This is a genomic window from Rahnella sp. PD4, from assembly GCF_049199325.1.
GTDB lineage: Bacteria > Pseudomonadota > Gammaproteobacteria > Enterobacterales > Enterobacteriaceae > Rahnella > Rahnella perminowiae.
The window spans coordinates 328,263-350,225 of sequence record NZ_JBLZQF010000003.1 but is presented as its reverse complement, the minus strand read 5'-3'; the positions used below and the strand labels follow the sequence as shown (position 1 = coordinate 350,225).

Sequence of the window (21,963 nt, the reverse complement as noted above, 5' to 3'; positions counted from 1 at the left end):
TGTTTCCACTCCGATTGGCAAGACGCGGTACCCGCGCGCGGATGCCTGTGCCTGGGTCACTGAATATAAGGAAAGGCGCATTATCCAAACTTACTCCCGATTAGCAAGGCTTGCGGGCAGGAAAACAGTCAATACTGAAATCGGCCACTAACTACTGTGCGTACAGTGCGGAAAGTTCCGGTTTACAGCCAGACGGCAACTGTGATGTGATCAGCCCCGTCTTTTAACCCTGCCGGACTGTAATTCACCCATGATGGAAGCCCCTTCTTTTTCGCCGCTGGTGCTCGAGTGGTATCAGCGCTATGGCCGCAAGACGCTGCCGTGGCAAATTGCCAAAACACCTTATAAAGTCTGGCTTTCAGAAGTGATGTTGCAGCAAACGCAGGTAGCGACTGTCATCCCGTATTTTGAACGCTTTATGGAACGTTTCCCGACGGTGTCAGATCTCGCCGCGGCACCGCTCGACGAAGTATTGCATCTGTGGACCGGCCTTGGCTATTACGCCCGTGCACGAAACCTGCATAAAGCGGCCCAAACTATTGCCAGCCAGCACGGCGGCGTATTTCCGACGACGTTTGATGAAATTCTTGCGCTGCCGGGCATTGGCCGTTCAACGGCGGGCGCCGTGTTGTCGCTGGCACTGAATCAGCATTACCCCATTTTAGACGGCAATGTGAAACGCGTGCTGGCCCGTTGCTACGCCGTTGACGGCTGGCCGGGCGAGAAAAAAACCGAAAATAAACTGTGGGCGATCAGTGAAGACGTCACGCCTGCCGAAGGCGTCGCACAGTTTAATCAGGCAATGATGGATCTGGGTGCCATGGTCTGTACCCGCAGCAAACCGAAATGCGAGTTATGCCCGGTGAAATCAGGTTGCGAAGCTTACGCACATCACAGCTGGGCAAAATACCCGGGTAAAAAACCCAAAACCACGTTACCGGAAAAAACGGCCTTTATGCTGATGATTCAGCAGGAAGATAAAGTCTGGCTGGAGCAGCGTCCGCCCGTCGGCCTGTGGGGCGGATTGTTCTGCTTCCCGCAATACCAGACCGAAGATGAACTCGCGCTGGGGCTGCAAAAATACGGTGTTACGCAAAATGCGTTACAGCAACAGACCGCTTTCCGTCACACTTTCAGCCATTTCCATCTGGATATCGTTCCGATGTGGTTAAATCTACGTTCTACGGCGGGTTGCATGGATGAAGGTGCGGGTCTCTGGTATAACTTAGCGCAACCACAATCCGTCGGGCTGGCCGCGCCGGTAGAACGTCTGCTGATACAATTAGCAAAGCAGACCGCTGGCAAATAACCGCCCTAAAAGAACGATCGATAAGGAATTAGCATGAGCAGAACGATTTTTTGCACCTTTCTCAAGCGCGATGCCGAAGGGCAAGACTTCCAGTTGTACCCTGGCGAGATTGGCAAACGTATTTTCAATGAAATTTCCAAAGAAGCCTGGTCGCAGTGGATGGCCAAACAGACCATGCTGATCAACGAAAAGAAACTCAGCATGATGAACCCGGATGACCGTAAATTGCTGGAGCAGGAAATGGTGAATTTTCTGTTTGAAGGTCAGGATGTTCATATCGAAGGCTATACCCCGCCCTCAAAATAATCATTGGTAATAATGGTTGAAACATTAAGGCAGGTGCCCCGGCGCCTGCTTCTTTCATCAGAAACGGCTTGTAAGATGAAGAAAATTTTAGCTTTGCTGGTTATCGCGCCCATGTTGATCTCCTGCTCCGGCAGTAAGAAAGACTCGTTCAACGAAGCTTATGTGAAAGACACTAACGGATTTGACATTTTGATGGGCCAGTTCGCCCATAACATCGAAAACATCTGGGGCATGAATGAAGTGCTGATCGCGGGTCCGAAAGACTACGTGAAATATAGCGATCAGTATTACACCCGCAGCCATATTAACTTTGATGCGGGTACCATTACTCTTGAAACCATTTCTGGCACCGATCCGGCCGCCAGCCTGCGTAAGGCCATTATCAGCACCTTGCTGGTGGGCGATGACCCGGGCAACGTTGATCTCTACTCAGACGCCAACGATATCCAGATCAGCCGGGAACCGATGTTGTACGGTCAGGTTCTCGACAACACCGGTCAGCCGATCCGCTGGGAAGGGCGTGCCGCCAGCTTTGCCGACTATCTGATCCAGAACAAACTGATGCGCCGTCAGTCCGGCCTGCATGTCATTTATTCCGTAACGATCCAGATGGTACCAAACCACCTGAATCAGCGTGCGCATAAATACCTGCCGATGATCCGCGAAGCCTCTGCGAAATATGGTGTCGATCAGTCACTGATACTGGCGATCATGCAAACAGAATCTGCTTTTAACCCGTATGCGGTGAGTAACGCCGATGCACTGGGGCTGATGCAGGTTGTGCAGCATACCGCTGGGGTGGATGTGTTTAAATCAGAAGGGAAATGGGGTAAGCCAAGCCGAAGCTATCTGTTTGATCCTCAAAATAACATCAATACCGGCACCGCATATCTGGCGATGTTGCAAAACGTTTATCTGGGGAACATCAGCAATCCGACATCACGTCGTTATGCAGTGATTACTGCGTATAACGGTGGCGCAGGCAGCGTGTTACGCGTGTTCTCAAGCAATAAAACGCAGGCATTTAACATCATTAACAACATGTCGCCGGGCGATGTCTATACCACACTGACGACCAAACATCCGTCCGGAGAATCGCGCCGCTATCTGTATAAAGTCAACAATACGCAGCGCAGCTATCGCCGCGTGGACTAGCATTTTGTCAGCAAGCCTGACACCGGCGGCGGAATAACCGCCGGTGTCAGGAAAGAACCTGTTCAATGGCCGTCAGATAGCGGGAAATGACTATTTTTTCGTCGAACTCCCTGACCATTTTTTTCCTGCTCTCGTTGCCCATATCCAGACGTTGCGAGTGGGTAAGGTTGATTATCCGGTCCATCGCACGTGTTAAACACCCCGTATCCTGTGGCTCACACAGAAAACCATTTACCCCTTCATTGACCGTGTCCTGACAACCAATATTACGCGTGGTAATCAGAGGCTTCCCCATCGCTCCGGCTTCGAGTAAGGATTTCGGCACCCCCTCACGGTAAAAGGAAGGCAAAACAATACAGTCGCCCAGCGCGATTTCCTGCTCAACATTATCTGACGTCCCCAGATAAAGTATGTTGCCCTCCTCAATCCAGGCGGCCATCCGTTCGGTCTTAATGGCGGCCGGATTATTAACATCCAGGAACCCAAGCAAGCGAAATTCACAGCGCTGCCCATGCCGTTTCTTCAATTTGCGCGCCGCATCAACATAATGTTCTACCCCTTTGGAATAGAGCATTCGGGAAATCAGTATAAAACGTACCACATCATCATCAGGTGCCGGTGTTACCTTGAAACGCATTAAATCAACACCCGAACCCGGTAATCGTTCGGTATATAAATAATCAGGCAGCATTTCAGTCAGGAATAATTCCCGGTCATCCTCATTCTGAAAGAAAATTTTTGCCGCATAGCGCTGACTGAACCGGTAGAGATGCCGGCATATTATCCTCACCATGCCTTTGCTCATGAAAACACTGCCCAGTCCGGCGATATTGTTGATGGCAGGAATATTTAATACCTTTGCTGCCAGCGTAAAATAGATGTTATTTTTAGGCGTAAAATTCAATACCACATCGACTTTGTGCTTGCGCAAAACACACCAGGCTGAAAATAAAGTGGTCAAGTCTTTGAAAAAATCAGTACCGCCGGAATCTATTTTTACCGGAACCGTCTGGCAGCCAAGTTCAGCGAGCCGGTGAGTATATTCATCCGCAGGTGAAATTGCTATTACCTGATATCCATTCTCCAGCAAAGCCATAATGGTATTTTTTCGAAAGTTATACAAATACCAGCTTGTGTTAGCCGTAATTGCAATAACATATTTGTGATCGATTCCATTCAAAATTATCATTCCTTTTTTGCCGGAAATAAATTCCAACATTTATTGCATTGTGTTCGGATCTTGCTTGCAGCTCCCTAATATAAATAAAATATTCACACTGACCTTGCAAAAACATTTCTCATAATTATGTTAAAGGTCATTCATTATCTATATCAGTAAAAACCAAAAACAACTGAGAGATGTTGTGTCAGGCATTCCTGAGTGAAAGCATATGGTTCTTATAGCGGGTAAAGAGATCAAAGCGGATTTTCATTAATAATTCAGGCTGATAAAGACGCGCAGTATTAAACGAGTGGTGCGCCATCGATAACATTTCCTGACGGTTTTTTAGTAAATATTCAATGTTGTTCGCCAGTGTATGGTCATCATTGGGCTTATGCAGGTAATGCCGTTGACATAACTCCGGCATTCCTCCGGCAGAACTGGTGATCACCGGGCAGGCGCGCGACATCGCCTCTATCACAGCACGTGGCAATCCTTCCTGATTGCTGGGCTGCACATACAGATCGACGGTATCCAGGAATGAAAAAATCCCTTCTCCTGATGTTTTGGGCCCTGAAAAAATAATATTGTCATGCAGTAATAATTTATCAATCAGCGGACTATTTTTGAATTTACTTCCGCCACCGGTGATTTCAAGCATGACCGGAACCCCCTTATTTTTGAGCCGATAGACTGCTTTGTAAATGGTATCAAAACCTTTATGCGGACTGTCAAGAGAAGCAATTAAGCCTATTTTAAAAGGTCCTCCAGAGGACGTAGCTATTTTATCGCATCTTTGATTCAGAACAGAAAGAGAGGCCGGCAGTAAGTCAACGTTTGAAGCAGACACGCCGTTATATTTAATAGGATAACGTTTTTGCAAAAAACTTTCCGTAACATAAATAGCACCCCAGGCTTTTTTCACCGCCTGCCTCACCCGCCAGGATAACACCGGCGCATAGAGGAATCCCTTCAGTGATCCGTATCCGATCATGGCATCCCACGGACAGGCTACGAGTTCCACAAGATAAGGAATATTCATCTGTCGTGCGATTTTTGCCGTTATCAGACCGGTTTCACTGGGTAACCTGACAACAACGCCATCGCACCCCCTGAGAGTGTCTTTAATCTCGATAATATTTTTATGGCAAGTGAATAACACAGATTTCAGAGAAGAATGATTTTCAATTTTTTTAAAAACCATCCCATGACCGCTGGCCAGAGTCCAGTAAGGCGAAAATGAGGAATCATTTTTATAACGGGATAATACAGTTACCTGATCAAAATGATGTAAATACCGGGTAAAAGCAGAATAAGGAAGCTTACCGGGTGAATACACTTTTTCACCATGATGGATAAAATAATGGTCATGCGCAAAAACCATTTTCATGATAGCTCCTTTATCTTCATTGCCGGGGATCCGGCATAGACTCCCGCAGTAAGATGATTTTTGGTGACAGAATTCGCTGCGATAACGACGTCAGAGTCAATTATCGTACCTGCCAGGATCCTTACACCACACCCCACCCAGACATTCGAGGCAATACAAATTTTTTTAAGCTCTACCGGCTGATATTTAAAGGGTTGTTCAGATAATGCGTACCGATGTTCGAAAGAGATAATCGACACAGAATGGGCAAACGACACATCATTACCCACCAATATATTTCCGGCAGCATCCACATAACTCCGTTCATGAAAACTGATATTGCTACCCAGTGAGAGGTTTTGTAGATTTTTGAATACGCACCAGCGTCCGATATAAACATTATCTCCACATGCTTTTACCAGCGTACGGATAAGAATATAGCGGATGCCCACCCCTGTTTTTCCCGGAAATCCGGCGAAGACATCAAGCAGATAAGCACGAAAAAATTTCGGTAAAGGAGAGATTATGGCACATAGAAACAGAATAATGCTCCGCCAGTGATGAAAAACCATCCGGCCAGTTTTAATATTTTCAGACATATAACCTCAATATTTCCTGCGCATTCTTCCCGATAGAAAAGCGGCCTGTTATCACATCAGTATTAATTTCTTTCCTGACAGGCTGAGCCATCCATGCATCAATTTCTGACGTCCATGCACAGAGATGGCTAAGTGAATGATGAGAGATACGTTCAGTCACATCAATAAGCCGTGGAACATGCAGTGAAGCGATGACCGGCAGGCCGGCCGCCTGAGCTTCAACAGCAGCAAGCCCAAAGCCCTCGTGCAGCGACGGAAACAGGAAAACATCAATAACATCGCGTAAAATTAACAGCGTATCGTCTCTTGCACCGGTCAGGATAACTTTGTCAGCGAGACCCTGCTCAAGGGTGAGTCTGTGCAAGTCAGCCCGCAGACTTCCTTCACCAACAATCAGCAAACATACATCCTGCTCACGGTATTGAGAGAGTATATCAAGCAGGAATGCCTGGTTTTTAACAGGTTCTACCCGCCCGACCGTTCCCAAAACAAACGTGCTTTCAGCAATACCAAGCTCCTGTTTAAGGCGGCTCGGAGCAGCAGAGACAAGGTTCTGAAAATTTTTGCCACAGGGAATGATGCTGACTGCCGTTCCCTTTGTTTTGTAGTGGCAACGTGCTGAACCTTCACTGACCGCAACGCAATACGTCGAATAACGCCTGACCAGGAAGATTTTAAAATCAATTTCAAGGCGTTTTAACAGGCCCTGGCGTTGGTATTGCAGAGTTCGATCAGAGTGAGCATGGGAAATAACCTTCGGTATACCACACATCTTAGCGATGTACGCGACGACACCATTATTGAAGCTGACGTGGCTATGACAGACATCATATTTATTTTTCCTGAGAACGGAAAACAAAGCGGCTATGTATTTCAGTGGTTTTGTATAAGACGAAATGTGTATGACTCTGCAACCCATCGACAATAAATCCTCTTCGTAAAATCCTTTATGGGGCTTATCGACGATAAAGGTGTGCTGTACACTGCCTGCTGTTTCAATCACCAAATCATAAAGCCAGCTTTCAATTCCTCCGATATCCAGCTGACCTAACAGGTGAGCAACTTCAATTTTCTTCATCTGATGTACCTGCAACTCGGGTTCTTAAATAAAGTAACAGGGAAAAAATAACCAGCGGCATAATGAGCAGTTGTTTTCTGAATACGGCATCCCCTACACTTCCAAAGCTATATTCAGTACGGATCGCGTAGAATCCAACCAGTGTCATGATGGCAGAATAAATCAGGACACACATAACCGATGCTGCCAGTTTCCTGTCAAAAATAAGGGTGGTATATTTTATTGTCCGGACAAAAATCAACATTAAAGTAATAATAACCCCGAGCACGGGAAGCAATGTAAAGCCATCATAATTCATAAACTGAGAGGGGTTGGGAGCCATATACATAAAAGCAAAAATCATCGGCCAGTTAATTATTAATAGAACCGATTTTAAAACAGCAACCAGTACCACTATCAAAACAGTTCCTATCATGGCGAATTTTATTAACCGGCAACATTCCAGTGTAAACATAACATACAGAAGTGCCGTTACGGGAGAATAAGGCCGGAGCAGAAAACAGTAGCCTGCCAGTATTAACATGCTAATGGCCTGGAAGAATTTTGTAACTCTCCCCGGAGTAACCGAGAAACTGACTAACGCTGCGGCCAGAAGGATCGTCATGAAAAAGATAAAGGTATCTTTACCAAAAACAGAAACAAAATAATTAAACGTCGGAGAAAAAATAATCAGGGATAGCAGAACGCAGCGAAAATTAACCGAACATACTCTGGAAAATAGTCGGCTGATTGTCAAAACCCCCATCATTTTGAAGATGAAATTAAAAATAACAATATAAACTGCATCTTTTGCGGGCATTAAATTATAAAATAAATGAACGGGCAACCCAAAGATAAAAAAGGAACCCGGTCCGTCAGTCTCTCCGCTTTCATGCACTTTAATCACTCTCTCTACCGCACCGGAGAGTATTTCACCAAGCGAGTTATTTGACATCAAAAATTGATAATAGCGGACAGCATCTATTCCGGGGAATATATCAAAAGCATTAACACAATAAAACGTATAGCCGGCGGAGAACAGCAGTGCCGAGATGATAAAAAAATTATAACGGGCTCCCGGAATGGTCATGACAGGTATGCTCAATGCAGTCAGGGTAAAGATCACCGCCCCTACCGCAATACGTGCATTCACAATAAGATTAACTATGCATACTGAAATGGCCATCATTAAAAAAAGATACATAACGCCACGTTTTAAATCAATGTTCACTTTTTCCTCGCCGGTCCTGGCTTAATACAGTCCTGAAGACAGTTATATACATCAGAAAAGCGACAAAACTGTTCGAGAAAAACAGCACCCATGGCACACACAATACATTCATAAACTTACAAACGAAATACAATATAACGCAATGAACGATTCCTCCGGTGAAAGTACAATAGGAAATTGCTTTATTCTTGCCATAAAAAAAGCAGGTGGAAGCCATAATCAGGTAAAATCCCTGCGCTAAAAAAGCAGGCACCATAATTATCACCAATATTTTAATATCCTTATACTCTTCTCCTGCAACCATATTGTATATTTTTTCAGGCAGTAACTGCGCAACAACGGTTATCAGTATGCTCAGAAAAAAATACCCGGCGAAGATCAGATTAAAGTCACTTCTCCTGATTTTATTATTCCTTAACTGGCTGTACAGATGAGGGGTCAATGCCTTATTCAGCGCCATCAGCACTACGGTAATAATCACACTCAGCTGAAATGCTGCTGAGTAATTCCCCAATGTGGCACCGGGGAAGTATTTACTGATCATAATCCTGTCCAGTCCGGATCGGGCCAGAAAACTCAAATTATGAATAATGAGAGGAACGCCAAAAAGTAAAAGTTGCGATGATGTCTTTTTAAACGTCTCAAAACGAAAATCTACCTGCTTCAGCCAGACTCTGTTTGACCAGGAAGCAAAAAATATTGAGAGCAGAAAGCCCATGATAATCGCGTAAACCCTGGCCTCATAGTTCGCCCAAAAATAATACAGAAATAATAATGTCATAAAAAATGACATTGCCGCATTAAGCACTTGTGCTATCAGGTATTTTTTCGCTTCTTTTCTGGCCTGACTGACCGAGACCAGATTGGTGTAAACACACTGCAGATAACCTGCCAGCGCTGCAAGGATGATAATTTCATGGCGGTAAAAAACATACAGGACATGGATGTAAAGGATGAAGGCGATGGATAAAATAATGACAGAGGAAAAGAAATAATCTGCAGAATGATATGTTTTTTGCGTGTACTCATATCTAATAATCGCGGCTGATGAATTGAGCCCAATGAAGACAAAGAAGATCGACACATAAGTATTGAATAAAGATATTTGTCCGTACTGTTCAGGCCCCAAAGCACGGGAGAGAACAGGGAGCAGAAGGAAAGGGAAAATTTTTACAAATAACTCTCCGCCAACATAAATAACACTGTCGCTGAATATCTTATTCATTATCTTTCCCTGAAAGATATCATAATGATCCTGGTTTAGTTAAGACCAGTCAGGAGCAAACACCACTTCTCGTAGAGTTCTGCCTATGTCCTGATAACGGAGTGTGATTTTCATAGTTCAGATGCATGATATTCATATATTTCTTTTTTACCATAGCTATAGAAACCAGAAAATTTATTCACCACTGCGTTGAGCACCCCGCCGCTAATATCGATATTATTTCTTTTGAATACTCTGATTGCAGATTCTATTTCACGTACTGTGCTCTGTTCGAATTTAGCAACCAGCAGAGAAATACCCGCATGTTTCCCGATAATAACGGCATCGCTTACCGCCAGGACCGGCGGTGCATCCAGTATTACGAGGTCGTAATTCTCTGAAGCCCATTCAATAAGTTGGCGATATTCCTTGCGCATCAAAAGTTCCGATGGTTTTCTGGATAACTTCCCGCGCGTAATGATATCCAGCCCCGGAATTTTACTGCTCTGGACCGCGTCTTTATACATGATGGAACCTGCAATAGCCTCTGATAAACCTACGTTGTGAATATCAAAGATCCGGTGTGCATACCCTTTTCGCATATCGCAATCAATATATAAGACCCGTTTTTCAGCCTGGCTTATCACCACAGCAAGGTTGGAACTGATGAAGGTTTTACCTACCATCGGGGTAGCACCGGAGATCATCAATACATTTGATCCGGATTCCATCAGCGAGAAATATAAACTGGTTCTTAAATTTCTCAGGGCTTCAATGGCAATATCTGACGGATTCTCAAGTGCCAGTAGGCTTAAGCGTTGCCCATCCTTCATAGCGTCAGGATCGGGATTATTTTTCCACTCTGATAGCGGCACATTTGAAATAATATTCAGACCGATGTCTTCAAGTATTTCGGCGGAATCAATGCCATGCTGCAGTGAGACTTTTGCCAGGATAAATCCAACGGATGAAATCATTCCCAGACAGGCAAAAATAAATATCACCCTGATTTTATTGGGCTTAACGGGTTTTAATCCTGTGACGGCACTGTCGATAATCCTGACCGTGCCGATTGTGCTGGCCTGGCTGATTTTTAGTTCTTGCTGCTTATTTAAAAGCTGCATATAGATAAGTTGTCCCGACTGAACGTCACGCGTCAGCCTGACCACTTCCTGCTGCATCTGAGGCAATGTGCTGATTTTTTGACTCAGATTTTCCTTTTCTTCTTTCAGTACATGGATTTTTTCAATTAATGCCACGTATGCAGGATGCTGCTTTGTATAGAGCTTTGAAATCTCAGCTTCTTTAAGGATAAGCTGGTTAACCTGACCATCCAGTTGAACCAGGCTGTCGAGGGCCGACTTTGCTTCCATCGGTAAATCCACCGAATTATTTCGGCTTCTGAAGGTGTTTAATTTCGCTTCTGCGATCCCAAGATTGTTTTTTACCAAGGGAAGCTGACTCCTGAGAAACTCCAGACTTTTTTCTGCTTCTTCTGATTTCCGGTGGATACTTTGGCGGGCATAGTTATCAATAATTGTCTGGAGAATACGCTTAATTTGTTTACGATCATTGCCACTGTAGCTGATAGTCAAAATACCCGTATCTTTTCCCTGATCCATGACGTTGACATTGGTTTGTAAGTCACTGATCACCTTGAGCACTTCGACTTTTATAACGGTGAACTTATCGCCTTTGCGCGCATTGATTGCGTTGACTTCAATACGAAACTCCGGAGTTTCTAACACCCTACCGGCCATTCCCGATGTGGTCGTGCCGGAAGGTGATGTTATCTGATAATTAGCATTCCCGAGAATTTCAAGCGTATAAGGGCTTCCGGTCACTCCCTCGCGTGGTTCAAAGATATCCACCGTGATCTGCGGCAATCCTGACGACGAATATCGCCGTATCGCCTCACCAATAATGGGAAAATGGGCAAAACGGACTTCTGTATCCAAATTTAACTGAGCGACGGTTTCACCCAGTATTGCCCGGGAAGTAATCAATTGTTTTTCTGTCAGTGAAACAGGTGATTTCGCCGGCAATAATGGCGAGATATGACTTATCATATCGGTTTCGCCTGAGGATTCGATCTGAACTAACGCATCAGTATGATAAATCGGAGCCGACAGAACGGCATATAACAGGCCAATGATGGCAAAGATTAAGGTAATGACAATAATAGTGTATCTTCGGTCAATAACAGCGCCAACGTTTTTGCGTAAATCAAACTCATCCTGGCTATTTTTATTTTTAAAGTGATTCGTTATTTTCACACTCATTTTAAACCCTGATCATCTAAAGCCGCCTTCCAGCCAGATACTGACTCATTTATAAGAGAGAATATAAAATTAAAGGTTGTTATATCTCCTCCATACGGGTCAGGAATATCTTTGCGCTGATTCCAATGCCCCAGCAGCATGATTTTCCCTCTGATTTCGGGTAAATAATGCGTAATAATATTGATATGCCTCTTTTCCATCACCAGAATAAGATCAAACGTCCGCCCCATTTCACGCGTAAACTGCCTTGCCTTATGATTTTCCAGTGATATCCCGTGACGGCAGGCCACCGTCTTTGCCATCAGATCAGCGCCTTTTCCCTTCAGTGCAAACAGACCGGCCGATTGTATATTTTTTTCAGGCAGCCATTGTTTCAGTAAAGCTTCAGCTAGCGGTGAGCGGCATATATTACCTACGCACACTATCAGGACAGAATTAAACATTCCCTTTCCTTACCAGTTCCGAATATAGCGGGCTGATTCCGTCAGGTCATGAACCCCGGTAATAGTTGGCAATAGTTGTCCGATAATACGGTTCCATTTTGTTACCGGAGCCGTCGTCACATACACAATATCGTAAGGCTGAAGCTGGAACTCTGTTGCCAGCACCAGTGCCGCCGCATCGCTCGCATTCAGCTGGTAAATATTCGCGATCCTGTTTTTAGCCTCCCCTTTCAGGGGGCGGATGACGAAAATCCCCGTAGCATCTGACGTCAGCGGGTCAACACCATGAGCATCCGACAGAGCTTCAGTCAGAGTCATACCACTACGATCCATGCGTAATGTCATTTGCTTGTTCACTTCACCCATCACGAACACTTTCAGCTCGTCATTTCTTGGGATATAGAGAATATCTCCCGGCTCGAGTAAACGGTTTTGCCGCATATCTCCGTTCTTCATTAGGGCCTGCAAAGAAATGAGGGACTTCTCACCGTTATGCGATAATACGATATTATTCCAGTCGGCATTTTCACCTAATCCCCCCGCCTGGTTAATGGCATCCATTATGGTCAGGGGAACGTTGGTGACCGGTAGCTGTCCGGATTTTACCACCTCACCGGTGACATAGACTTTTTGCGAGCGGAACGTCGCGACATTGACATCAACCTGCGGTGATTGAATATATTGGGTGAGCCGGGCAGTAATATTGCTACGAATTTCGGAGGTAGTTTTGCCGGCAACGTTAACCATGCCTATGTAAGGATAGAATATGGCTCCCTCGGCATTTACCCAGTTTCCGGCCTCTCCGGCACTCCTATACTGACCGGCGGGAGTGGTAAGTTCAGGATGATCCCATACGGTAATGGTTAATATATCGCCGATGCCGACATGGTACTGGTAGTTTTTAAGACGTGAATCCAGGTCACTATTCACTGTTGCAACGGCGGGACGCCGGATGAGGGATTCAACCAGTTTAGGCGTAATAGGGTAAACATCAACCAGGGCGCTAATATCTTCAGAAGGAACTTTTTCGTTCACGACATTTTTACCCGAGGTATTCAGACCGATACCTGGCGATAACGTACATCCACACAGCGATGTGAAAAATATGACGAGTGGAACAGAGAAGAGCTTAACTTTCATAACGTTTTAACCGTTTATTTTTATCGGGGCAGCTTTCTTTCTGGTATTTTTATCCCTGCCCGCCGGGGAATTAAGGAAGATGTTTTTATGAGGTTCTTAAGTAAGAGTAAGTTTAGCCAGTGAGGATGGCTTTCCCACGCTACCGCCCATGGATGTTATGGTATCCATAGCGTAATAATATGATAATGAGTCAACCACCGAAAACAGGCTGTGAAATAGCCTCTGCCTATGTCATGCAGAAATTAAATATCGCTGAGAATCAGTGCGGGGTATCACGATCAATAATAAATAACAACAAATCCAGGAATGCCAAATATAGAGACATACATCCTATTAACATCCTTATGCATAACGTTTTATTTTTAGCAGTCTCGGTAGTAGGGCAATTTATAGGATTGGAAAGTAAAAAGCAATGTTTGGAAACAATTTTGAGTTGAAAATTGCGGGGAATTACTTGCGGGGAATATTCAGTAATGTGCGTAATTAACATTAACTAAAACATACAAAAAATTAATTAATCCTGATAAGTAATAATAATCCATAAAGCCAGAAAGTTGATAAAATCATTTATATTATCGATAAAACCGCCCGCTATTACATATTCATAAAATACATTATAAGTGTGTTATAAATAATGCAGAGGCTATAGCCTCCGCATTACGTAAAGATGATTATGTGAAAAACCAGGCTTTATTTTAAGAAATTACGCAGAAACGACATACCCCATCACACGCTTCCAGCCAACCGGTTTTTTCTCGATATACACCCCCTGCAATTCCGGCGAGAAGCCCGGCAGCAGGTTGATACCTTCTTCCAGCGCCATAAAGTAACGCTGAACCGCCCCGCCCCATAATTCACCTGGTACGACGCACAACACGCCCGGAGGATAAGGGAGAGCGCCTTCCGCAGCAATACGGCCTTCGGCATCACCAATCGCCACCAGTTCGATGTTATCGCGGATAAACTCATTGTGAGCATCCTGCGCATTCATCACGACCTGCGGGAAACTCTTCTCGCGGAACATCTCTTTCTGCAACTCTTTCACATCAAAACTGACGTAGAGGTTATGCATTTCCTGACACAACTGGCGGATGGTGTAATTCCGGTAGCGGTCTTCGTTTTTACGATATACCGTCGGCAGTACTTCGCTGAGCGGCGCATCTTCTTCAATGTATTGCTCGAACCGCACCAGTTCTTCCACCAGCAACTGCATTTTGGCCGGTGTTTCCGCCGGAGTGAGCAGGAACAAAATCGAGTTAAGGTCACATTTCTCCGGCACGATGCCATTCTCACGCAGATAGTTCGCCAGAATGGTTGCCGGAATGCCGAACTCCGTGTACTTACCGCTGGAAGCATCAATGCCCGGCGTGGTCAGCAGCAATTTGCAGGGATCAACGAAATACTGTTTCCCGGCATAACCGTCGAATGCGTGCCAGCGCTCGCCCGGCACAAAATCAAAGAAACGCACATCGTTAGCCATCTCATTGGTTTCATGATCCTGCCAGCGTTTGCCACCGACAGTCGGGGGAACGAACGGCAAAATCATTGAGCATTGATCAAGCAGCATTTTGCGGGTTTCGATGCCGAGCTTCACGCACTCCATCCACATATGTTTTCCGCTGCCGCCGGCATGAATGCGCGCATTGACATCCAGTGCGGCAAACAACGGATAAAACGGGCTGGTCGAGGCATGCATCATAAACGCATTGTTGAGCTTTTTATGGCTGCAATGACGCTTCTGGCCTTTGATGTGATTGTCTTTTTTATGGATTTGCGAGGTCTGCGAGAACCCGGCCTGCTGCTTATGAACAGACTGCGTGACGATAATGCCAGGGTCGTTTTCGTTAAGTTCCAGCAACAACGGCGAGCATTCTTTCATCATCGGGATGAATTGTTCATAACCCACCCATGCGGAATCAAACAGGATGTAGTCGCACAGGTGACCGATTTTATCCACGACCTGACGGGCGTTGTACACGGTGCCGTCATAGGTACCAAGCTGGATAATCGCCAGACGGAACGGACGTTTTTCGGCCGCGCGATGAGGTGCCACCTGTTTGATTTGTTTACGCAGATAGGTTTCATCGAAACAGGCAGCATCGATACCGCCGATAAAACCGAACGGATTACGCGCAGTCTCGAGATAAACCGGCGTTGCACCCGCCTGCAGCAGCGCACCATGATGATTTGATTTGTGGTTGTTACGGTCAAACAGCACCAGATCATCGCGCGTCAGCAGTGCATTAGTGACGACTTTATTGGCCGCAGACGTGCCGTTGAGCACGAAATAGGTTTTATCTGCGCTGAAGACTTTAGCTGCATACTTTTGGGCATCTTTCGCCGATCCTTCGTGGATCAGTAAATCGCCCAGTTTGACATCCGCATTACACATGTCGGAGCGGAAAATATTCGGGCCGTAAAAATCATAAAACTGTCGCCCTGCCGGATGACGTCGGAAAAACTCGCCCCCCTGGTGCCCCGGACAGGCGAAAGTGGCGTTCTCCATCTCGACATATTTTTTCAACGTATCGAAAAACGGCGGGAACAGCGCTTCTTCATAAGCCTGCGCGGCAGATTCAATCTGCGCGGCATAAAATGCCTGATTGGCGTCCGACAGCGTGATAACGCCTTTCAGCAATGGCAGAAACTCAGGTGACACCTGCTCCGTACCCTGCACCGCAACAAACGCGGGAATACCAAATCCCAGCGTTTCAATCTCCGCCAGCCTGCCGTGGTTCAGGTCACCGACAGAAATAATGATGGCCGCAACGTCCGCATAATCGGCGCGGCGCAGGTCAACGACCAGACGTGCAGTCTGGAGATAAGGGGCGACGGAAGCGCTTGCTGCAAGTTTTAAGTGTTTCATTCAGACTCTCAAACGGTTAAGTAAGAGGGTGTGCCAGATGGCACGGCAATGAGCGGGATCTTACGGCATAAAAGGTAAGCGCAGAGTCCGGCCCGGCAATTGACGTTGGCTAAGCGAGATATCGAGTGCAACGGAGCTATGCCGGTGGGGCAAAGCGGTGACAAATCGGGTTTCAGGCCACGCCACGTCGGATAGACAACAGTAAAATCAGAGAGCTGCTCTGTTTTAATCTCTGTTTTTAATAATGCCTAACAGCGAGCAAACGGTAGCCTTACCGCATGAAAGAGACGACAAAAGGAGGAAAACTGAAATCGTGGTGTTTACAGCACCCGGAGATCATCATCAGATTGTTTTTGCACTGGCGAACAGCGCGATGTGATAAACCAGCCATGCCGCAACCCTCTTGAGCTGTCGCGTGAAAACGGGATCAGAGTTGTTTAATAAATCGGCGCAATAATCGCATCTTTTACCCCCCGGTTCAACCCTGAACATACGGCGAATTTCTTACAGAATGCGACAGGGAGCATGTCCCGGAACCTCCACGTTTTTCGGGCTTGTTGTCGGGTACAAACCTGGACAGGTGGCCTGGGCCGTAAGTTAAATCGACAAATCGTCGTAAAAAGCATCAGTCAGGTGACGAACCCCGCTGTTGTCACAAAAAGCCGTTGACGGCACATGCCCGATACGGTTTAATGCGCCCCGTTGCCCGGATAGCTCAGTCGGTAGAGCAAGGGATTGAAAATCCCTGTGTCCTTGGTTCGATTCCGAGTCCGGGCACCAATATTTAGAAGAACCCGCCTATGGCGGGTTTTTTGCTTTCCGCTTTCCGGACTCTCCATCGAACTTCGTCCGATGATTCGCCTTGCAGGATCACCCTGCCAGGCCCTTACTGCCGTATGAGCCGTACAGAGGAAAAAGCGTTGGGCGCAAATTGGTCCGGTGGCGGAAGGTAAAATTGGTTAAAAATTTCAGATTTGTGAGCGCCTGCGCCCTGCTTTTCGGGCATATCCTCTACTCAGGTTATTCTTTTAAAGTTTATTTGTTCAATGCCGATAAGTGCTTAATTGCTTTTATTTAACGGTAATACAATATGGATAATCCTCTGGTCAGCTCCGCAAGTAATAAAGTTACAGGCTATGAACATTTGAAAGAATGTTTAAGAATAGAAGTGATAAAAAGAGATGGGGGCAAAAGATTCTCATGGCTAAAAGTATTTCACCGCGTAGCTTTTAATCGCAAAAAACGCTTCTACTTTTGGTGGCGGATTGCAAACTATTTGTATAAATCCTCATCATCTCGCCAGCGAAAAATCGCCAAAATAATTGGTGTTAACTTAGCCAGAAAGTATGGCGCAGACATAAGCATTGCTGCACATATCGGAACCGGTATGAAAATAAACCATTACGTGGGGATCGTAATCAGAGCTGAATGTGTGATTGGCGACAATGTGAATATCCGTCAAAACACGACTATTGGAAGGAAAAAATCAACGCCTGATATAGGATATATCACAATCGGTAATAACGTCGATATCGGTGCTAACTCCTGCATTCTTGGGGACATCGTTATTGGAGACAATGTCACTATTGGGGCAATGTCATTTATCAATAAAGATATCCCCGCTAACACCCTGGTTTATAGTCAAAAAACTACTCAGATCGTAATTAAAAACATCGGGTCTACGATTCAGCATTGATGTTGTATTAAGCAACACGCCAATAAAAAAAGCCTCTTCAATAAAGAGGCTTAACTTTTGCTTACTCATCACTTAATTTGTCTTTCTGAGATGAAATGACTCGTTGGGGAAATTCGCCTGCAGACGAACGAAGCATTCGAGGCGAACATTGCCTTATATGCAGCGCCAGAATATGAAATCGATAGACGTGAACAATTCATGGGTGGAAAGACCGTCTTTATGAGCAAAAAATTGTAGCGGTTACTAAAACTGCCCCCGAAACAAAGATTCCTTGAATCATTTTAAGCTGCGTAGCTACTCAGACCTATCCGCTAAAGGATCCAGGGCAATTATGAGCGAGGGATAGTCATTCGCAGTTATTCTCATTACTGATGAAGGCATTACTTAAATCGCGGTGTGTAAATCAACGGGGGATTAAGTCATATGGCCTGAGATGTTTCACGGTATTGACGACAGTGTCGTTCTGGCAAGCTTTATCACCGTCAGCCCAGCGCTTGATATCACTTATATTTGGCGACCTGATGCCCACACTCAAGATGTTCTTGGTTGTGTATAGGCTGACCTGTGCTTTGTCCCCATCATGTCTTTCTATTTCAATTAGCGTGTTGTTAATCAACAGTCCCTGCGCAAGGAGCTTTTGATTGATTTCACCTTCATTGCGCTCACCGTCAAACTCGCTTAATACGATGACCGGATTTCCTGAATATGCCTCATATTCCAGGCACTGCCTTGCCATGTGCCTTAAAGTTCGATACGTATCTGAGGGCTCCGTCTTGCTCGTAAAGCTGCCGTCATAAGAGGATTGACTGCTTTTTAATTCGCTGACGGTTATGGCGCACCCGCTGATCGAGATAGAAAATAATAGTGTAGACAGGGTCAAATATTTCAATTTCAACTCCATTGTTCTGACAGAGGCTCTCCGCTGGGCTGGTATCAAAATTATGTTTTCTTTCAGGCTGACTTGTGGTTTGGAAAGTCAACAGTAACCATGAGCCCACCTTCTGCAGACGTATTTAGGCATACGCTGCTGTTGTGTTGCTGCGCAACCGCTTTGACTATTGCAAGTCCCAATCCACTCCCGCTTTGCATCTGATTGGGATCGCGAAAAAACCTATCGAACACGCGCTCCCTCAATTCAAATGGAATGCCGGGCCCTGCATCTGAAACACGCAGCTGAGTAGATTTATCAAGTGATCCTACATCTACCTCAACCCGTCCGCCCTCAGGGCTGTACTTCACGGCATTTTCAATTAAATTATCAATCAGCGACATCAGGCGTTCCTTGACGCCTGTGATCCAGATTTCATCATCAGAGTAGAATTCGAGCTCAATCCTGCGCTCAGCCGCTAGCGGTGCCAGTGCAGCCATTCGCTCTTGTATGAGCGTTGTCAGCGGCACAGGCTCCATAACAGTGTCAATACGCACTTCGCTGTGCATCATCAGCAGCAACTGATTGACAAGACGCGCTGCACGGCTATTGCTGCGAATAATCCCTGCAAGCAACTCCTGTTGATTATCGCTGCTTACATAGGACTGCAAAGCCTCCACATTGATTCGCATCGCAGCCAGTGGGGTACGCAGTTCGTGGGCGGCATCTGCAATGAAAACCCGTTCCCTATCAGAACTCTCTCGCACCCTGGCAAGAAATAGATTAGTAGCGTCCACCATTTGGCGAAGCTCCATGTGCTTTGGCACTTCTTTTAAGGGAGAGAGATCTTCTGAAGTTCGTAAGGAAATTTCATTTACCACCTTGTTCCAGGGGCGCATTGCAATACGGATTGACAGCCACGCGGGAAACAAAAGAAAAGGAATGCACACCAGTAGCGGCAATATGTAGTATCCCCGCGAGTTCAGGTATATAAAAAAGTTCCAGCCTCCGGCAGGGGTGACAAGTGTTACCTCCGCATCGGATCTCCCGGACTTGAGAGTACGGCTAGTCCAGGTGCGCCCCCCACTCCGGATGCTCTGAATTTTCCCATACCTGGTGTTTGTCACTCCTGCCGGAGCGCCATCAGATGAATAAATTATCTCTTTATTCTTCCGAACGATTAGGCTGATTGACAGTTTCGGATCTTCACCTCCGCCATAACCTTCCCGCAACGCTGTGCTGAACTTTTTCAGCACAGCGGTGAGATCCTGCGGGCGATCATCCATACGATCAACCAATGTAAGAATGGTTTCGTAGGTATTGTTGCCCGTTAGCATAGGGGGGCTACGCAAGTTCTCCCACAAAATGTAGGTCAGAAAAAGACACCAAAGCAGTGTAAGCAGTAGCATCTGGGCGATCATAATTCGCCGTACGAGCGTTGGAGTTCTCAGGTGGTGCCAAAAATTTCGCATCAACCAGCCCCTTTCTGAATCGGCACAGTATCAATGACATACCCTACGCCTCTCACCGTTCGTACATAGCCGTCGCCGATTTTGCGACGTAAATTACCCATATGCACATCGAGTGCATTGCTCATATTTTCTTTTGCGCCGAATATCCTTTCCTCCAGAAACCTTCGTGTAAGCACGCGATCAGTGCGCATCATTAAAGTTTCAAGCAGCGCGTATTCACTTGCCGTCAACTCAACATTCCGCGCGCTCACTGTCACGCGACGAGTCGGCACGTGGAGAGATAACCCACGAATTTCTATCACCTCATTCTCAAAACCGTAACTGCGTCGCGCAAGGGCTCTCACCCTGGCCAATAACTCGGCAAGAATAAAAGGTTTGACGAGATAGTCGTCTGCACCGGCATCCAGCCCGCACAGGCGATCCTGCAGAGTGCCCCGCGCGGTCAGAATGATGACGGGGATCCCCTTGAGCTGCTGGCGCAAGTACGCCATCAGGCTCATGCCATCGCCGTCAGGCAGTCCGAGGTCGAGCAAAACAAGTTCCGGCAAGCAGGCATCGAGTTGATGCAGCGCATCCACTTTGCGGCGAACCCATATGACATCTAATCCTTGATCTGCAAGGGCAATACGTACGCCGTTGCCGAGATCCAGGTCGTCTTCGATGAGGAGAATTTTCACAATAGTTACGTTATCAACAGTGAATGAAGAACGTCTGAAGAAAAAAACGGTATCAGGAAATTTATCAGGTTTGTGTCACCGGCACGTGCTTCAGTATTTCTTCATTTTTAGCTCATGAGAACTTTAGGGTGCGTATTCAAACTGAGCGTTCTGGCGTTTAAAACCCGCTTGTATCGTAATCATTTGAATCCATAAGGACTTCTTTAATGAGCAACTTCGAACTGCGTCATAAGTTCCCCTATTCACTCTCAGGACGCAACCTGAAAAAAATGCTGCCGGGCGCGCTGCTGGCGTTACTGACCAACCCAACACTTGCGGCAGAACCACAACAGGGTAACGCCTTAACATTGGGAGGAGGCGTGGATGTTACGCCACTTTATTCTGGTTCGGATGAAAACCGCGTCACGACAGCCCTGGTGCTTGATTACTCGATGCATAATGGGTTCTTCGTGAGTACCATGCGGGGTATCGGTTATGGCAACAGCTCCGGCAAGCTGGATTACAGTACTGCGCTGAGCTATCGCGCAGGCCGTAAGGATCATGACGTGGACAGCGACGCAATGAGCGATGGCAGTGACGACTTGCGGGGTATGGGCGATGTCAAAGGCTCGGCTATCGGGGCATTGGGTCTGGGATATAAGGTAACCGACTGGCTTCATTTGCAATTGCAGGCTGAGGTGCCGTTTTCTCAGCGGGACAATGGCGCGGCCCTGCATTTCGGCATTATCAGCCCGCTTTATAGTTCATCGGAAAATACCGTGACGATGGCGCTGACCAGCAGTTGGGGAACTGACAACTATATGCAAACTTACTACGGGGTAAGTTCATCACAGTCAGCCGCATCGGGGTTTACTCAATATGATGCCGGTTCCGGGATTTATGCCTATTCAATGAATATGGACTGGACGCACAAGTTCAACCAGAACTGGAGCGTAGTGGCCGCTACAGGCTTTACACAGTTGGCTGGTGATGCACGCAACAGCCCGATTGTGCAACGAAAAGCATCGCCCAATGGAAGCTTGAAAGTGACATATAGCTTCTGAACGTTGTTCGATTGCACTGTCAATAAATACACACTTGAACCGCCCCGATACAGATGATGGGGCGGTACTCACAAAGGACGTAAG

Annotated in this window: 17 protein-coding genes, 1 tRNA gene and 1 pseudogene; 6 read left to right on the top strand and 13 right to left on the bottom strand. The window is 46.2% G+C overall.

From position 1 onward, the window contains the following. Positions 1–250 precede the first annotated feature (250 nt). From mutY to mltC, 3 genes are all read left to right on the top strand, one after another. Positions 251–1,309 carry an A/G-specific adenine glycosylase gene (gene mutY, locus ACOZIO_RS10460; RefSeq protein WP_129953048.1) on the top strand — a complete coding sequence of 353 codons (1,059 nt, stop codon included), beginning with the start codon at positions 251–253 and terminating at the stop codon, positions 1,307–1,309. A gap of 33 nt (positions 1,310–1,342) precedes the next feature. After that, positions 1,343–1,615: an oxidative damage protection protein gene (locus tag ACOZIO_RS10455; RefSeq protein ID WP_013576841.1), complete on the top strand. Its 273-nt coding sequence runs from the start codon at positions 1,343–1,345 to the stop codon at positions 1,613–1,615. Positions 1,616–1,690: 75 nt separating this feature from the next. Continuing rightward, positions 1,691–2,770, top strand: coding sequence for a membrane-bound lytic murein transglycosylase MltC (gene mltC, locus ACOZIO_RS10450; RefSeq protein ID WP_129953049.1), 1,080 nt, complete (start codon positions 1,691–1,693; stop codon positions 2,768–2,770). Between the two features lie 46 nt (positions 2,771–2,816). On the opposite strand, the gene ACOZIO_RS10445 is transcribed toward mltC, so the two are convergent. The 10 genes from ACOZIO_RS10445 to speF form a co-directional block, all read right to left on the bottom strand. Next, positions 2,817–3,989 carry a glycosyltransferase family 4 protein gene (locus ACOZIO_RS10445; RefSeq protein ID WP_421595249.1) on the bottom strand — a complete coding sequence of 391 codons (1,173 nt, stop codon included), beginning with the start codon at positions 3,987–3,989 and terminating at the stop codon, positions 2,817–2,819. Positions 3,990–4,137: 148 nt separating this feature from the next. Continuing rightward, positions 4,138–5,322 (bottom strand): glycosyltransferase family 4 protein, encoded by a 1,185-nt coding sequence (locus tag ACOZIO_RS10440; protein WP_421595248.1) that lies wholly within the window; start codon positions 5,320–5,322, stop codon positions 4,138–4,140. Continuing rightward, positions 5,319–5,900 carry an acyltransferase gene (locus ACOZIO_RS10435; protein ID WP_217156934.1) on the bottom strand — a complete coding sequence of 194 codons (582 nt, stop codon included), beginning with the start codon at positions 5,898–5,900 and terminating at the stop codon, positions 5,319–5,321. Before ACOZIO_RS10435 ends, ACOZIO_RS10440 begins: the two co-directional genes overlap by 4 nt. Beyond that, entirely contained in the window at positions 5,893–6,978 is a 1,086-nt protein-coding gene (locus tag ACOZIO_RS10430) for a glycosyltransferase (RefSeq protein WP_129953052.1), read from the bottom strand. Before ACOZIO_RS10430 ends, ACOZIO_RS10435 begins: the two co-directional genes overlap by 8 nt. Beyond that, positions 6,965–8,188, bottom strand: a complete 1,224-nt coding sequence (locus ACOZIO_RS10425) for a hypothetical protein (protein WP_421595247.1) — start codon at positions 8,186–8,188, stop codon at positions 6,965–6,967. Before ACOZIO_RS10425 ends, ACOZIO_RS10430 begins: the two co-directional genes overlap by 14 nt. After that, positions 8,178–9,413, bottom strand: coding sequence for an oligosaccharide flippase family protein (locus tag ACOZIO_RS10420; protein WP_421595246.1), 1,236 nt, complete (start codon positions 9,411–9,413; stop codon positions 8,178–8,180). The genes ACOZIO_RS10425 and ACOZIO_RS10420 overlap by 11 nt, the downstream gene beginning before the upstream one ends. Before the next feature lie 110 nt (positions 9,414–9,523). Then, positions 9,524–11,674: a polysaccharide biosynthesis tyrosine autokinase gene (locus ACOZIO_RS10415; protein ID WP_421595245.1), complete on the bottom strand. Its 2,151-nt coding sequence runs from the start codon at positions 11,672–11,674 to the stop codon at positions 9,524–9,526. Further along, complete coding sequence (locus ACOZIO_RS10410) at positions 11,671–12,117, bottom strand: protein tyrosine phosphatase (protein WP_129953056.1); 447 nt, start codon at positions 12,115–12,117, stop codon at positions 11,671–11,673. Before ACOZIO_RS10410 ends, ACOZIO_RS10415 begins: the two co-directional genes overlap by 4 nt. A 9-nt stretch (positions 12,118–12,126) precedes the next feature. Beyond that, positions 12,127–13,257, bottom strand: coding sequence for a polysaccharide export protein (locus ACOZIO_RS10405; protein ID WP_217218637.1), 1,131 nt, complete (start codon positions 13,255–13,257; stop codon positions 12,127–12,129). A 703-nt stretch (positions 13,258–13,960) separates the two neighbouring features. Then, complete coding sequence (speF, locus tag ACOZIO_RS10400; RefSeq protein ID WP_129953058.1) at positions 13,961–16,123, bottom strand: ornithine decarboxylase SpeF; 2,163 nt, start codon at positions 16,121–16,123, stop codon at positions 13,961–13,963. Positions 16,124–16,827: 704 nt separating this feature from the next. Between speF and ACOZIO_RS10395 the strand changes: the two genes are divergently transcribed. Both ACOZIO_RS10395 and ACOZIO_RS10390 read left to right on the top strand, forming a co-directional pair. Next, positions 16,828–16,903: transfer RNA gene (locus ACOZIO_RS10395), tRNA-Phe, on the top strand. A gap of 310 nt (positions 16,904–17,213) precedes the next feature. Next, positions 17,214–17,819, top strand: a complete 606-nt coding sequence (locus tag ACOZIO_RS10390) for a serine O-acetyltransferase (protein ID WP_129953059.1) — start codon at positions 17,214–17,216, stop codon at positions 17,817–17,819. Between the two features lie 466 nt (positions 17,820–18,285). Here ACOZIO_RS10390 and ACOZIO_RS10385 read toward each other — a convergent pair. The 3 genes and pseudogenes from ACOZIO_RS10385 to ACOZIO_RS10375 form a co-directional block, all read right to left on the bottom strand. Beyond that, positions 18,286–18,720 (bottom strand): annotated as a pseudogene (locus ACOZIO_RS10385) (hypothetical protein); the annotation flags it as partial. A gap of 50 nt (positions 18,721–18,770) precedes the next feature. Next, positions 18,771–20,159: a sensor histidine kinase gene (locus ACOZIO_RS10380; protein WP_421595244.1), complete on the bottom strand. Its 1,389-nt coding sequence runs from the start codon at positions 20,157–20,159 to the stop codon at positions 18,771–18,773. Next, on the bottom strand, positions 20,159–20,836 hold the full coding sequence (locus ACOZIO_RS10375; RefSeq protein WP_129953061.1) for a response regulator: 678 nt from the start codon (positions 20,834–20,836) through the stop codon (positions 20,159–20,161). The genes ACOZIO_RS10380 and ACOZIO_RS10375 overlap by 1 nt, the downstream gene beginning before the upstream one ends. Before the next feature lie 206 nt (positions 20,837–21,042). Between ACOZIO_RS10375 and ACOZIO_RS10370 the strand changes: the two genes are divergently transcribed. Further along, entirely contained in the window at positions 21,043–21,879 is an 837-nt protein-coding gene (locus tag ACOZIO_RS10370) for a MipA/OmpV family protein (protein ID WP_421595243.1), read from the top strand. The last annotated feature ends 84 nt before the right edge of the window (positions 21,880–21,963 follow it).

What these genes read in the sequence shown, in the direction of transcription:
- mutY (WP_129953048.1), top strand. Translation starts at nt 251, where the DNA reads ATGATGGAAGCCCCTTCTTTTTCGCCGCTGGTGCTCGAGTGGTATCAG.
- ACOZIO_RS10455 (WP_013576841.1), top strand. Translation starts at nt 1,343, where the DNA reads ATGAGCAGAACGATTTTTTGCACCTTTCTCAAGCGCGATGCCGAAGGG.
- mltC (WP_129953049.1), top strand. Translation starts at nt 1,691, where the DNA reads ATGAAGAAAATTTTAGCTTTGCTGGTTATCGCGCCCATGTTGATCTCC.
- ACOZIO_RS10445 (WP_421595249.1), bottom strand. Translation starts at nt 3,989, where the DNA reads ATGTTGGAATTTATTTCCGGCAAAAAAGGAATGATAATTTTGAATGGA.
- ACOZIO_RS10440 (WP_421595248.1), bottom strand. Translation starts at nt 5,322, where the DNA reads ATGAAAATGGTTTTTGCGCATGACCATTATTTTATCCATCATGGTGAA.
- ACOZIO_RS10435 (WP_217156934.1), bottom strand. Translation starts at nt 5,900, where the DNA reads ATGTCTGAAAATATTAAAACTGGCCGGATGGTTTTTCATCACTGGCGG.
- ACOZIO_RS10430 (WP_129953052.1), bottom strand. Translation starts at nt 6,978, where the DNA reads ATGAAGAAAATTGAAGTTGCTCACCTGTTAGGTCAGCTGGATATCGGA.
- ACOZIO_RS10420 (WP_421595246.1), bottom strand. Translation starts at nt 9,413, where the DNA reads ATGAATAAGATATTCAGCGACAGTGTTATTTATGTTGGCGGAGAGTTA.
- ACOZIO_RS10415 (WP_421595245.1), bottom strand. Translation starts at nt 11,674, where the DNA reads ATGAGTGTGAAAATAACGAATCACTTTAAAAATAAAAATAGCCAGGAT.
- ACOZIO_RS10410 (WP_129953056.1), bottom strand. Translation starts at nt 12,117, where the DNA reads ATGTTTAATTCTGTCCTGATAGTGTGCGTAGGTAATATATGCCGCTCA.
- ACOZIO_RS10405 (WP_217218637.1), bottom strand. Translation starts at nt 13,257, where the DNA reads ATGAAAGTTAAGCTCTTCTCTGTTCCACTCGTCATATTTTTCACATCG.
- speF (WP_129953058.1), bottom strand. Translation starts at nt 16,123, where the DNA reads ATGAAACACTTAAAACTTGCAGCAAGCGCTTCCGTCGCCCCTTATCTC.
- ACOZIO_RS10390 (WP_129953059.1), top strand. Translation starts at nt 17,214, where the DNA reads ATGGATAATCCTCTGGTCAGCTCCGCAAGTAATAAAGTTACAGGCTAT.
- ACOZIO_RS10380 (WP_421595244.1), bottom strand. Translation starts at nt 20,159, where the DNA reads ATGCGAAATTTTTGGCACCACCTGAGAACTCCAACGCTCGTACGGCGA.
- ACOZIO_RS10370 (WP_421595243.1), top strand. Translation starts at nt 21,043, where the DNA reads ATGAGCAACTTCGAACTGCGTCATAAGTTCCCCTATTCACTCTCAGGA.